The following is a 12,174-nucleotide window of genomic DNA, read 5'->3' on the forward strand; positions in this document are numbered from 1 at the left end:
AAACAGACGTGAGCGGTGAGCAGGCGGCGCAGGACAGCGGCGCGAACGACGGCGAGGCGCTCGCGGTCTGGGACGTCGTGGTGATCGGCGCGGGCCCCGCGGGGGCCACCGCGGCCCACGCCGCGGCCGTGACGGGCCGTCGGGTCCTCCTCTTGGAGAAGTCCGAACTGCCGAGGTACAAGACCTGCGGCGGCGGCATCATCGGGTCCTCACGGGACGCCCTGCCGCCGGGATTCGAACTGCCCCTGCGCGACCGGGTGCACGCGGTCACCTTCAGCCTCAACGGCAAGCTGACGCGCACCAAGCGCTCCCGGCAGATGCTCTTCGGGCTGATCAACCGGCCCGAATTCGACAACGCCCTCGTGGACGCCGCCTGCGAGGCGGGCGCCGAGCTGCGCACCGGAGTGACCGTCTCCCGCGTGGAGCAGCACGGTCCCGGTGTCCCCGACCGTCGCACCGTCGCCGTCGTGCTCAACGGCAGCGGCGGCCCGGCGGGCAAGGGCGTCGAGGAGACCGTCTACGCCCGCGCCGTCGTCGGCGCCGACGGCAGTGCGAGCCGGATAGGCGCTCATGTCGGCGTCAAGCTCGACCAGGTCGACCTCGGCCTGGAGGCGGAGATCCCGGTCCCCACGTCCGTCGCGGAGGACTGGGCGGGACGGGTGCTGATCGACTGGGGCCCGCTGCCCGGCAGTTACGGCTGGGTCTTCCCCAAGGGCGACTCCCTCACCGTGGGCGTGATCTCCGCCCGCGGCGACGGCAGCGCCACCAAGCGCTACCTGGACGACTTCATCGCCCGCCTCGGCCTGGCCGGGTTCGAACCCAGCGTCTCCTCCGGCCACCTCACCCGCTGCCGCGCCGACGACTCCCCGCTCTCCCGGGGCCGGGTCCTGGTCTGCGGCGACGCCGCGGGCCTGCTCGAACCCTGGACGCGCGAGGGCATCTCCTACGCGCTGCGCTCCGGCCGTCTGGCGGGGGAGTGGGCCGTGCGCATCGCCGAGTCCCACGACGCGGTGGACGCCAGGCGCCAGGCCCTCAACTACACCTTCGCGGTGAAGGCCGGGCTCGGCGTCGAGATGGGGGTCGGCCGCCGCATGCTGACCCTCTTCGAACGTCGCCCCGGAATGCTGCACGCCGTGCTCACCACATTCCCGCCCGCCTGGCGCGCCTTCGCGGGCATCACCCGCGGAAAGAGCTCGCTCGCCGAACTCGTCCGCACCCACCCGCTCGCCCGCAAGGCACTGGAGGCCGTCGACCGCGCCTGACATCGGCCCCGGCCCGGCTCCGGGCCCTGCGCCGTACTCCCGCGCCTCACTTCCCGTCGGTGGCGTGGACCTGGAAGATCGGGTGGTTGGGCGCTATCGCGCGCAGCTCCTCGTCGGTCGAATCCGGGCCCACGCCGTCGAAGAAGGCTCCGACCTCGGCCTTCCAGCGCTTGAGGTAGGCGCGCAGGATGGCGGGCTTGTCGTCGTCGGCCACCTCGGTGGCGGTGAACTCCTCGACCTTCTTGCCGAGGTGCAGTTCACCGCCGCCGGCCACCCGCATGTTGTAGGTCCACTGGACGTGGCCGCGCGGGGCCACCAGATACCGCCGGTCCTCGAAGGTCAGCAGATTCACCGGGGTCTGCCGCCACTCACCGCTCTTGCGGCCCCGGACGGCCAGCACCCGCGAACCCCAGACGCTCAAGCCGCGCCGGGTCAGCCAGCCGACCGTGCGATTGAGGACGTTGACGGTGAACCAGCCGGGCTTCTTGACGTGTGCGACCTGCTCAGACATGGCGATCTCTCCGATTTCTCGACTGCTGTCGTGACCGCTGTTGTGAGCGGTGCTCTCGCTTGAGAACAGTGTGCCAGCGCCTCGTGAGAAAAAGCAAGAGCACTGCTCTCTTTCTTGGCTGATGCTCTTGAAGGTGGCACACTGACTGCCATGAGCGTGATCAGAGGAGCCAGGGAACGGGCGAGGATCGAAGTCACCGCGGCCATCAAGGAAGAGGCCAGACGCCAGCTCGCCGCCGAGGGAGCGGCGCGGCTCTCGCTGCGCGCGGTCGCACGCGAACTGGGCATGGTCTCATCCGCCCTCTACCGCTACTTCCCGAGCAGGGACGATCTGCTCACCGCTCTCATCATCGACGCCTACGACGCGATCGGCGCGGCGGCGGAGGACGCCCTGGCGAGCGCGGTGGAGCAGGGCGCGGCACCGGCCGACCGATGGGTCGCGATCTGCCGCGCCGCCGGCGAGTGGGCCGTCGCCCATCCGCACGAGTACGCGCTGATCTACGGCTCACCCGTACCCGGCTACACCGCGCCGCTCGACACCATCGGCCCCGCCTCCCGCGCCGCCCTGGCTCTGTTCTCCGTCGTCCGCGACGCCCACCGCGACGGCCTGCTCACGCAGCCGCCCGGCAATCCGCTCGCCGCCCCCGTCCGCGCCGACGCCGCCCGGCTCGCCGCGGAACTGGCCCCCGATCTGCCGGTGCGGACGGTCGCCGCGCTCGTCGCCGCCTGGGCGCAGCTCTTCGGGCTGATCAGCTTCGAGGTCTTCGGGCAGTTCAACCGGGTGGTCGAGGCCCGCCGTGAATTCCTCGAACTGGCAGCCGCGGGACTGGCCCGCCAAGTCGGCCTCGGCGCCGCCGCGAGCGCCTCGGCGGACACCCCTGACGACATACCCGCGGACGCGTCGGCGACGGACGGCGTACTCCCCGCGAAGTAGTCGCGGTGCCCCCGTACAGCGGACGCCGCCTCCCGGACCGCGGTCTAGCGTGGAACGCATGAGCCACGAGGAACCGACAGGGCCGCCGCGCCACGGAATCCCGTTCGCGCGGCCCGTCTGGATCCCCGCACTCGCGCTGGCCTTCGTCCAGGTCGTCGGCACCCGCGTGGCATCGGGCCACCAGACCGGCCGGGTCGGCCTGGACTGGCTCGGCTACCTGCTGCTGCTCGCGGGCCCGGCACTCCTGCTCCTCCGCCGCCGCGCGCCGGTCGTCGTGGCCGCCGCGACCTGCGGCGCGACGCTGCTCTACATCACGCTCGGCTATCCCTACGGCCCGGTCTTCGCCAGCCTCGTCGTCGCCTTCTTCAGCGCCGTCGCCGCGGGCCACAGAAGGGCCGTGCCGGCCATCGCCCTGGTGTTCCTCGCCGGACACACCCTGATCGGCCAGTGGCTCTACCGCTACCTGCCGCCCTCCGGCGACGGCCGCGCGTCCTGGGCGGCGACCTCCGCGGCCGGTGCCTGGCTGCTCGCGGTGCTGGCCGCCGCCGAGCTGTACCGGGTACGGCGGGAGCAGATCGCCAGGGACCGCCGTGAGCGGGCCGAGGCCGAGCACCGCAGGGCCGACGAGGAGCGCATGCGGATCGCCCGCGAACTGCACGACGTGCTCGCGCACAGCATCTCGGTGATCAATGTGCAGGCGGGCGTGGCCCTCGCGTTGATGGACGAGTGGCCGGAGCAGGCGCGGACGGCGCTGGTCACCATCAAGGCCGCCAGCAAGGAAGCGCTGGGCGAGGTACGGCAGGTGCTCAGTACGCTCCGCGCCCCCGGCGAGGCACCGCGCTCGCCCGCACCGGGCCTCGACCGGCTCCCCGAACTGGTCGAACAGGCGGGCTCCGCGGGCCTGAAGGCCGAGGTCACCGTCGACGGCGCACCGGCCCCGCTGCCGCCCGGCGTCGACCTCGCCGCCTTCCGTATCGTGCAGGAGGCGCTGACGAACATCGTGCGGCACTCCGGCTCCCGCGCCGCCCGTATCCGCCTCGGCTACCGGCCCGGCAGCGTGGAAGTGACGGTCGACGACGACGGACCCGCCGTCGCGGGCGGCGAGAGCGGCGGGGGCAACGGCCTGGTCGGCATGCGCGAGCGGAGCGTCGCGCTGGGCGGCACGCTGGAGGCGGGCCCGCGCCCCGACGGCGGCTTCCGGATCCGCGCGCTGCTGCCGATCGTCGCGCCGGGCGTACCGGCCGGCGGCACCGAGGCCCCAATCGGCCCGACGCCCGGACCCTCCGCCCCGGCCGACCGCCCCGAGGGCCCGACCCCACCGGCCGCCCCGCCGACGCCACGCGCCGTACGATCGGGCACGGCCGAGCCGCCGCCGCAGGACCGCGCCGACCGGCCCACCCCCGCCGACGGAGCCGCTGAGGCGACCGAGTTCACCAAGGCCGTCGAGGCCACCGAGGAGCGTTAGTGATCCGCGTGCTGCTGGCCGACGACCAGGTGCTGGTACGCGCCGGATTCCGCGCGCTGCTGGACGCGCAGAGCGACATCGAGGTGGTGGGGGAGGCGGCCGACGGCGAGGAGGCGCTGCGGCTGGTCCGCGACATGACCCCCGACGCCGTGCTGATGGACATCCGCATGCCGCTGACGGACGGTCTCGCCGCCACCCGCCGGATCACCGACGACCCGGCGTTGTCCGAGGTCAAGGTGGTCATCCTCACCACCTTCGAACTCGACGAATACGTCTTCGAGGCGATCCGCGCCGGAGCCTCCGGCTTCCTGGTGAAGGACACCGAACCGGAGGAACTACTGCGCGCGGTAAGGGCGGTGGTGGAGGGCGACGCGCTGCTGTCGCCCGGTGTGACCCGACGGCTGATCGCCGAATTCGCCGCTCGTTCCAAGGAGCCCGCGCAGGCGGTCGGCCTGGACCAACTCACCGAGCGGGAAAGGGAAGTGATGGCGCTGGTCGGCATCGGGCTGTCCAACGACGAGATCGCACGCCGCCTCGTCGTGAGCCCGCTCACCGCCAAGACGCACGTCAGCCGCGCGATGGTGAAACTCGGGGCGCGCGACCGGGCCCAACTGGTCGTGATGGCCTACGAGTCCGGGCTCGTCCGCCCCGGCTGGCTGGGCTGACCCGACGTCACCGACCCACCACCCGAAGGCGAACGGCCCGCCGCCGTACCCCACTGCGCCCCCGTATCAAGACCGGTTCCGGTGCCCGACTCGGCGCCCGCGCCCCTCTCGGCGCCCGCGTCCGCGCCGACGGGTGCCCCCGGTAACGGAATCCGTTCGTGCAGCGCGTGCCCCCGCTGCTCGAAGCGGCGGAGCGTCAGGGCGACGCGCCCGCAGAAGGCGGCCGCGGCGACGATCACCGCGGCGGTGAACCACCCTTCGCGGGCCGTGCCGTGGGCCTCGTCCGCCATGACCGGGCTCACCACCGCCAGAAATCCGACCGCCGCCAGCACGGCGCCCGACACCATGGCGAAGACCATTTCGACTGTGATGGCGTCGCGTTCCGCTTGCGTACGGCTTCCGCGCATCCCCCGCCCCTCCCGTCGCAATCGCGATGCGGCCAAGTCTGCCATGGCACGACCGGCCCCGCGCGATGCCTTTTCGCGCGGGGCCGGTCGTCAAGTGCCCGGATCACCAAGGGAGTCGGAGGACGCCGGAAGGGACGCGGGATGGGAATCGCACAGTCGGCCGAGCGGCCGGCCGACCGGGTGATCAGTCGCGCACGGCGACCTGTTCCGATTCGTCGGCCGCCTCGGCGGAGCCCGCGGAACCGACAGACCCCGTGGCAGCCGCGGAACCGGCGGCGCCGGTCCGTCCCGCGCCCCCGTTCTCGAAGTCGGCCGAGGACGCGACCAGGATGCCGTAGGACGCCTTCCTGCGGGTGAACAGCCCGGACAGGGTCAGCAGCAGGCCCACGAGACCGATGCCGGTGACGACCCACAGGCCGGGCCGGTAACTGTCGAGAATGGCCTGCTTGTTCGCCGGGTGATCGCCGCCGGCTGCGGTGACCACCGCGGTGACCACGGCCAGGAAGATGGCGCCGCCGACCTGGAAGGAGGTGTTGAGCAGCCCGGAGACCATGCCCTGCTCATGGTCCTTGACGCCGTTGGTGGCCTGGATGTTGAGGGAGGGGAAGGCCAGCGCGAAGGCGGCGCCGAGCAGCAGCATCGACGGCAGGATGGCCGCCGCGTAGTTCGGGTCCAGATTGATCCGGAGGAAGAGGATGTAGCCGATGACCAGCGAGGTGAAGCCGACGGCGATCACCCGTGGTGTGCCGAACCGGTCCACGATCGGGCCCATCCGGGTGGACAGGACGGCCACCAGTGAGCCCGCGGGCAGGAAGGCGAGCGCGGTGTGCAGGGCGCTCCAGCCCAGCACGTTCTGCATGTACTGCGTGACGAGGAACTGGAAGGCGACGTACGAGCCGAAGAAGGTGGCGCCGCCGAGGTTGGCCCTGATCTGGCTGGACGAGCGCAGGACGCCGAGCCGGATCAGCGGGGACGAGGAGCGGTGTTCGATGGCGACGAAGGACGCCAGCAGGACGGCGACGGCGGCGAAGGAGACCAGCGTGCGGGCCGAGGCCCAGCCCGCCTCGGACGCCGAGACCACGGTGAACACCAGCAACAGCATCGAGGCTGTGCCGGTGACGGCACCTGGCAGGTCGTATCCGCGGCCCTTGCCGCTCTCGCGCGGGCTCTTCGGGATGAGCTTCAGACCGGCGGCGAGGGCGATCAGCGCGACCGGCGCGGGCAGCAGCATCGTCCAGCGCCAGCCCGCCTCGGTGAGGAAGCCGGAGAGCACCAGACCCATGGAGAAGCCGGTGGCGCCGCAGCTCGAGTAGATGGTGAGGGCGCGGTTGCGGACCGGGCCCTCGGCGAAGGTCGTGGTGATGATCGACAGTCCGGCGGGCGCGGTGAACGCGGCGCTGAGGCCCTTGATGAAGCGGGTCGCGATCAGCAGTTCACCCGAGTCGACCAGGCCGCCGAGCAGTGAGGCGACGGCGAAGACGCCGAGCGCGATGAGGAAGACGCGGCGCCTGCCGAGCAGGTCGGCCGCGCGGCCGCCGAGCAGCAGCAGGCCGCCGTAGCCGAGGATGTAACCGCTGACGACCCACTGGAGCGAGGACGTGGAGAGGTCGAGGTCGTGGGCGATCGAAGGCAGCGCCACGCCGACCATCGACACATCGAGTGCGTCGAGGAAGAGCGCCGCGCAGAGCACCAGGAGCGTGCCCCACTGCAGGGCACTCCATCGCTCCTCGGTGCGGGGGACGGTAGGAGACGGAGAGGTCATGGAGGCGAGACTTACATGCGCACGCATTCAATGCAAGCGCATTTAATGTCCGTGCATGAAGGGTTCGCTTTCTGCTACCGTGCAGACATGACCGGCGACAAGGGTGAGCGGGCGCTCGTGGACGAGTGGCGGCAGATCCTTGCCGTTCACGCGCGCACGGCATGTGAACTCGACCGTGCGCTGCACCAGTACGGGCTCGGCGCCAGCGACTTCGAGGTGCTGGACCTGCTCGCCTCCGGCGACCCCCAGGACGGCGGCTGCACCTTCCGCGTCCAGGAGCTGGCCGACCGCGTCCACCTCAGCCAGAGCGCGCTGTCCCGGCTCGTCGCCCGGCTGGAGAAGGACGGTCTCGTCGACCGCGGCATCTGTAGCGAGGACCGCCGGGGCGTACGCGTCGGCCTCACCGAGACCGGCCGCGCCCGTTACGAACAGGCCCGCCCCTGCCACCGCGCCGTGCTGGAACGGATGCTCGTCCAGAGCTGACCCCGTTCGTCAATCCGCGGGCCCCGGTCCGTTCGTCAGGTGATCTTCGCCGTCCGACGCCACAGCTCCACCAGCGCGTCGTCACCCGTCACCGACAGCCGCTCGTACGGCCCGCGGTTCCACAGCGCCAGATAGAGGTCGGCCGCCGAGCCGGTGACGGTGCAGTCCGCCTCACCGGGCGCGTCGCGCTCCGCGGTCGGGGCCTCGGACGAGAGCCGCAGCAGCCACTCGCGGGCGCCGCCCGGCACGTCGGTCGCCCGGACCCGCAGCGTGCGCGGCCGGTCGGTGCGGAGCCTGGCCCGCCGCCTGGCCTGGAAGCCGGTCAGCAGCTCGTCCACGCCGTCCGCCGCGAAGCCGGTGGCCAGCGGGGACGGGTCGCGGCCGAGCGCCGCCTCCGCGTCGATCCGGTGGATCGTCGTCTCATGGGCCTGGCGGCGCGCCCAGAAGGCCAGCGGCGAGGGCGCCGCCAGGAAGAACCAGCACGTCAGATCGGCGGGGGCGGCGACCAGAGCTTCCGTCAGTCGCCGATGCGTACCCCGGTACCAGTCCACCAGCTCCGGGTCGTCGGGCACCGCCGGGTCCAACGGCTCGCGCTCCATGCGGCCTTCGGCGACGTACCCGGTGGCCCAGCGGTGCACCGCGCCGGTGTGCGCCAGCAGGTCGCGCACCCGCCAGCCGGGACACGGCGGCACGGGCGCGTCGAGACCGGCGCCGCCCGCCGCGTCGGCGAGCAGCGTGCCTTCGTCGCGCAGCGTGTCGATGAACTCGGCTGTCTCCATGCTCCCCGTCCGCTTCCCCGTCCGCTGATCGCTCTCCATGCGCGGATTCTCGCAGGACGGTCACCATGCGGGCGAGGGAGTAAACGGGGCCGGCGGCCCGCTCAGCGGGTGGGCCGGGCGCCCGTCTCCGCGGCCGTCGAGCCGTCGGCGGAGCGCTCGCCCCTGGTGTCGGCGCGGCGGCGGGCGTACCGGGCCGCGTAGCCGAGCAGTACGGCGTTGAGCGCCGCGGAGACCAGCGCGGCCACGACGGTCAGCGTCCAGCCGGACCAGCCGAAGGCGGTGCCACGGGTGTCCATGCCGCCGACCGCGGCGAAGAGCGCCCAGATCAGTGGCGTCCACGGCAGGGTCAGCAGCACCAGCAGGACGGCGGTGAGCGAGGCGTTGCGGTGCGAGAAGACCGCCGTGTCCAGCAGCATCAGCGCCAGCGCGGCGCCGACGACGTACAGATAGCCGCGGGAGATCCGTTCCCGGTGCAGCGGGCCGGTGGCGGTGGTCAGCCAGGACGGTATGCGCATCGCTCCTCCTTGCGGTTCCGAACCCGTACGGTTCCGGCCCGTGAGGCTCCGACGCCTTCGCCCCGCCCGGTCTCCGGGCCCTACGCTTCCGGCAGTGGATCTCGCGGCCGGGGACCAGCATGCCGTGATACGTGCCGGTGAGCGCCTGTTCCGTCGGTCACTTCTCGGCGCGCGCGGCGCTGTTCCGTACGCCGTAGGCGATTGCCGCCGCGACCGCGGCCAGGGCGGAGACGGTGGTCAGCGCGGTGGGCAGGCCGACGGCGTCGGTGAGGAAACCGATCGAGGGCGGGCCGAGCAGCATGCCGCCGTAGCCGAGGGTGGAGGCCGCCGCGACGCCGCCGGGGCCGGTCAGTTCGCCCGCCCTGGCCATGGCGGTGGGGAAGAGGTTGGCCAGGCCGAGCCCGGTGACGGCGAAACCGGCCACCACGACCGGGGTGGACGGTGCCAGCGCGCCGATCAGCATCCCCGCGGAGGCGGTGAGGCCGCCCAGCACCAACGCCCGTGTCTGTCCGAGGCGTTCGATCAGCGCGGTACCGGAAAGGCGGCCGAGCATCATCGCGCCCGCGACCGCCGCGTAACCGGCCGCCGCGATGCTCGACCCGCCGTGCAGATCCTGCTCGATGTGCAGCGGCCCCCATTCGGCGAGCGCGCCCTCGCCGTACGCGGAACACGCCGCGATCAGCCCGAAGAGGAGGACGATCAGCCCCGTCCTGGCGGGCTTGCCTGGCGCGGTCTTCGCGGCGGGCGCGTGCACCGGGTCCTTCGCCGTCGCGGTGACCGCGTCGGCAGGTGCCGCGACCGTACGGGCCGGGCCGTCCGCGAGCGGCGGTTCCGTACGGGCCTGTACGGGTCCGGCTGTCTGGCGTGCCGCGACCGCCGACGGCTGGCGCAGCGGGTGCGCCAGCAGGACGCGTCCGGCGAGGAAGACCGTCAGCAGGCCGATCGGGGTGAGCAGCAGCAGGTGCGTGGCGGCCGACAGGTGCGGTGCCAGCAGGCCGCCGAGCCCCGCGCCGAGCAGCCCGCCCATGCTGTACGCCGCGTGGAAGCTGGACATGACCGGGCGGCGCATGGCCGCGACCAGGTCGACGGCGAAGCTGTTGATCGCCACGTTCATGCCGCCGTAGGCCACCCCGAACAGCAGCAGGACGAGGCCGAGGGCGAGTGCCGAGTGCGTCCTCGGGGGCAGGGCGATGCTCAGGGAGAGGAGGATGCCGGTCAGCACCGTCACCCGGCGGCTGCCGAAGCGGCGGCAGAGCCGTCCGGTGAGCACCATCGTGGCGATGGCGCCGACGGAGACACCGAGCAGCGCGAGGCCCAACTGACCGGCGGTCGCGCCGGTCTGGGCCTTGATCGCGGGAATGCGGACGACCCACCCGGCGAAGAGGAAGCCGTCGACGGCGAAGAAGACGGTCAGGGCGACGCGCAGGCGGCGTAGGGCAGGAGAGGGTGGGGGAGTGTGGTGGGATCGGCCGAGGGCCGTCCCTATTTTGTTTAGCGTCGGCACAAAGTCAGAATAGAGGGGTGACACAGATTCGGACAAGGCTTGAGAGGGGTCGGGGCGCGCTCGGCCCGGCACTCTCCCTCGTGCACACCGGCCGCGCGGCGACCCGCGCCCTGCTCACCGCGGAGCTCGGAGTGACCCGCGCCACCGCCGGGGCGGTGGCCGCGGAGCTGGAGGCACTGGGACTGATCCGGGTCGACACCCGGCCCACCGGCCCCTCCGGCGCGCAGGGCCGTCCCTCGCACCGGCTCGACGTGGCCCCCGGTGGACCGGTCGCGCTCGCCGCCCAGGTGCACGCCGACGGATTCCGGGCCGCGCTGGTCGGACTCGGCGGCGAGATCGTCGCCACCGCGCCCGGCTCCATGACCGTGCACGCCGACCCCGCGCATGTGCTCGCCGCGGTCGTGGAGGCCGGAGCGGAGCTGCTGAGCGCGTCGGGCCGGGTCTGCGTCGGCGCGGGCCTCGCCGTACCGTCCGCCGTCGCGGAGCCCGAGGGCACCGCACTCAACCCGCTGCACCTCGCGTGGCCCGCGGGCGCCCCCGTACGGCAGGTGTTCGCGAGCCAGATCGCCCGCGTCGGCATCACGGGACCCGACGGCGACCCCGTCCCCTCCTTCATCGGCAACGACGTCAACGTCGCCGCGCTCGCCGAACACCGGCACGGCGCGGGACGCGACGCCCAGCACCTGCTCGTCGTCGCCTCCGGACACCGCGGTGTCGGTGGCGCCCTGGTCCTCGACGGCCGTCTGCACACCGGCAGTTCAGGGCTCGCCCTGGAGGTCGGCCACCTCACCGTGCTGCCCGACGGACGCCCCTGCCACTGCGGCAGCCGCGGCTGCCTCGACGTCGAGGCCGACCCGCTGGCCTTCCTCGAAGCGGCCGGTCGCGCGCCGGGGCCCGAGGGCTCGCTGCTCCAGCAGTCCATCGACCTGCTCCGCAGGGAGTACGACGACCCGTCCGACCCTTCCGTCCGCGACGCCGCGCACACCCTCATCGACCGCCTCGGCCGCGGTCTGGCCGGACTCGTCAACGTCCTCAACCCCGATCGCATCCTTCTCGGCGGCCTGCACCGGTATCTGCTGGACGCTGATCCGGAGCGTTTGCGGGCTGTTGTCGCCGATCACAGCCTTTGGGGGCGCAGCGGTAGTGTGCCGCTGCTCGCTTGTGCTCTGGACCACAACAGCCTTGTCGGGGCGGCGGAGTTGGCGTGGCAGCCGGTGCTGGATGATCCGCTGGCGCTGCTGGGCGGGTGAGGGGTGCCCGTTCGTTTGGCGGTTCGCCGCTGTGTGCCTTGTCTTTCCCGCCCGCCCACCCGTGCGGGTGTTTTCTTCGTCTGCGGGTGCCGCTTGTGCCTGGGGCGGTGCCGGTCCGGGGCACCTCCTCGGGCGACGAACGTGCACCCACTTCGAAAACGTCCAGCCCCTTTCCGTTCGTCCCCCTGCGGGGGCACCCCGGCCCGTCCCCTCCCGGTACGTCGGCGTCCGCCCGCCGGTGGGGGTGCCGGAGGTGTGTGGGTAGGGGCTCTGCCCTGCGCCCCCCGACCTCCCGGCGGGGTGGGCGAAAGGGGGTGGTTGGGCTCGGGTACCTCGACGTCCGACGGTCCACCTGGGGTGGGCGAAAGGGGGTGGGTGGGCTCGGGTATGTCGGCGTCCGCCTGTCCGTGGGGGCCGGGGTGGGGGTCCAAGATCGTGAGGGTGCCCCCGGTGTCTTCCGCCCTGAGGGGGCGCTCTCGGTCGATCCCACGGTGGAGGAACAGCCGGGCGCCGTCACAGGTCTTTGGGACTTTCCTCAGCCACAGTGGACCGTTGGACGCCGACGTGCCCGAGCCCATCCATCCCCCTCCCGCTTACGCGGGCGGGTCGGGGGGCGCAGGGGCCGAGCCCCCACCCAC

General features: G+C 72.7%; 12 protein-coding genes. 6 read left to right on the plus strand and 6 right to left on the minus strand.

The annotated features are described in order from the left end of the window. The first annotated feature begins 8 nt into the window (after window positions 1-8). Window positions 9-1,262, plus strand: a complete 1,254-nt coding sequence (locus ACIO6U_RS32775; protein WP_401724648.1) for a geranylgeranyl reductase family protein — start codon at window positions 9-11, stop codon at window positions 1,260-1,262. A gap of 46 nt (window positions 1,263-1,308) precedes the next feature. Here the strand turns inward: ACIO6U_RS32775 and ACIO6U_RS32780 are convergent, their stop codons facing one another. Then, entirely contained in the window at window positions 1,309-1,773 is a 465-nt protein-coding gene (locus tag ACIO6U_RS32780; RefSeq protein ID WP_355343847.1) for a nitroreductase family deazaflavin-dependent oxidoreductase, read from the minus strand. Between the two features lie 150 nt (window positions 1,774-1,923). Between ACIO6U_RS32780 and ACIO6U_RS32785 the strand changes: the two genes are divergently transcribed. Genes ACIO6U_RS32785 through ACIO6U_RS32795 form a run of 3 tightly spaced genes read left to right on the plus strand, consistent with a single transcriptional unit; the run spans window position 1,924 to window position 4,836 of the window. Then, window positions 1,924-2,706: a TetR/AcrR family transcriptional regulator gene (locus ACIO6U_RS32785; protein WP_355343850.1), complete on the plus strand. Its 783-nt coding sequence runs from the start codon at window positions 1,924-1,926 to the stop codon at window positions 2,704-2,706. A 58-nt stretch (window positions 2,707-2,764) separates the two neighbouring features. Beyond that, on the plus strand, window positions 2,765-4,171 hold the full coding sequence (locus tag ACIO6U_RS32790; RefSeq protein WP_401724653.1) for a sensor histidine kinase: 1,407 nt from the start codon (window positions 2,765-2,767) through the stop codon (window positions 4,169-4,171). Next, entirely contained in the window at window positions 4,171-4,836 is a 666-nt protein-coding gene (locus ACIO6U_RS32795) for a response regulator (protein WP_391050197.1), read from the plus strand. The genes ACIO6U_RS32790 and ACIO6U_RS32795 overlap by 1 nt, the downstream gene beginning before the upstream one ends. Here ACIO6U_RS32795 and ACIO6U_RS32800 read toward each other — a convergent pair. Next, window positions 4,797-5,243, minus strand: a complete 447-nt coding sequence (locus ACIO6U_RS32800) for a DUF6332 family protein (protein ID WP_401724657.1) — start codon at window positions 5,241-5,243, stop codon at window positions 4,797-4,799. The genes ACIO6U_RS32795 and ACIO6U_RS32800 overlap by 40 nt on opposite strands. Window positions 5,244-5,427: 184 nt before the next feature. Next, the gene (locus ACIO6U_RS32805; protein ID WP_401724660.1) at window positions 5,428-7,005 is read right to left on the minus strand and encodes an MFS transporter; all 1,578 of its coding nucleotides are present in this window, start codon (window positions 7,003-7,005) and stop codon (window positions 5,428-5,430) included. A gap of 87 nt (window positions 7,006-7,092) precedes the next feature. Here ACIO6U_RS32805 and ACIO6U_RS32810 point away from each other — a divergent pair, with 87 nt between their 5' ends. Next, a complete protein-coding gene (locus ACIO6U_RS32810; protein WP_355343865.1) occupies window positions 7,093-7,488 on the plus strand; it encodes a MarR family transcriptional regulator in 396 nt (131 codons plus the stop codon). Between the two features lie 35 nt (window positions 7,489-7,523). Here the strand turns inward: ACIO6U_RS32810 and ACIO6U_RS32815 are convergent, their stop codons facing one another. From ACIO6U_RS32815 to ACIO6U_RS32825, 3 genes are all read right to left on the minus strand, one after another. Next, window positions 7,524-8,306, minus strand: coding sequence for a maleylpyruvate isomerase family mycothiol-dependent enzyme (locus tag ACIO6U_RS32815; RefSeq protein WP_401724663.1), 783 nt, complete (start codon window positions 8,304-8,306; stop codon window positions 7,524-7,526). A gap of 62 nt (window positions 8,307-8,368) precedes the next feature. Then, window positions 8,369-8,782, minus strand: coding sequence for an SCO4225 family membrane protein (locus ACIO6U_RS32820; protein ID WP_355343871.1), 414 nt, complete (start codon window positions 8,780-8,782; stop codon window positions 8,369-8,371). A 157-nt stretch (window positions 8,783-8,939) separates the two neighbouring features. After that, entirely contained in the window at window positions 8,940-10,286 is a 1,347-nt protein-coding gene (locus ACIO6U_RS32825; protein ID WP_401724666.1) for an MFS transporter, read from the minus strand. 17 nt (window positions 10,287-10,303) lie between these two features. Here ACIO6U_RS32825 and ACIO6U_RS32830 point away from each other — a divergent pair, with 17 nt between their 5' ends. Continuing rightward, window positions 10,304-11,536: an ROK family protein gene (locus ACIO6U_RS32830; RefSeq protein WP_355343876.1), complete on the plus strand. Its 1,233-nt coding sequence runs from the start codon at window positions 10,304-10,306 to the stop codon at window positions 11,534-11,536. Window positions 11,537-12,174 lie beyond the last annotated feature (638 nt).

This window comes from Streptomyces sp. NPDC087422 (genome assembly GCF_044744145.1).
Taxonomy (GTDB): domain Bacteria; phylum Actinomycetota; class Actinomycetes; order Streptomycetales; family Streptomycetaceae; genus Actinacidiphila.

What these genes read in the sequence shown, in the direction of transcription:
- ACIO6U_RS32780 (WP_355343847.1), bottom strand. Translation starts at nt 1,773, where the DNA reads ATGTCTGAGCAGGTCGCACACGTCAAGAAGCCCGGCTGGTTCACCGTC.
- ACIO6U_RS32785 (WP_355343850.1), top strand. Translation starts at nt 1,924, where the DNA reads ATGAGCGTGATCAGAGGAGCCAGGGAACGGGCGAGGATCGAAGTCACC.
- ACIO6U_RS32790 (WP_401724653.1), top strand. Translation starts at nt 2,765, where the DNA reads ATGAGCCACGAGGAACCGACAGGGCCGCCGCGCCACGGAATCCCGTTC.
- ACIO6U_RS32800 (WP_401724657.1), bottom strand. Translation starts at nt 5,243, where the DNA reads ATGCGCGGAAGCCGTACGCAAGCGGAACGCGACGCCATCACAGTCGAA.
- ACIO6U_RS32805 (WP_401724660.1), bottom strand. Translation starts at nt 7,005, where the DNA reads ATGACCTCTCCGTCTCCTACCGTCCCCCGCACCGAGGAGCGATGGAGT.
- ACIO6U_RS32810 (WP_355343865.1), top strand. Translation starts at nt 7,093, where the DNA reads ATGACCGGCGACAAGGGTGAGCGGGCGCTCGTGGACGAGTGGCGGCAG.
- ACIO6U_RS32815 (WP_401724663.1), bottom strand. Translation starts at nt 8,306, where the DNA reads ATGGAGAGCGATCAGCGGACGGGGAAGCGGACGGGGAGCATGGAGACA.
- ACIO6U_RS32820 (WP_355343871.1), bottom strand. Translation starts at nt 8,782, where the DNA reads ATGCGCATACCGTCCTGGCTGACCACCGCCACCGGCCCGCTGCACCGG.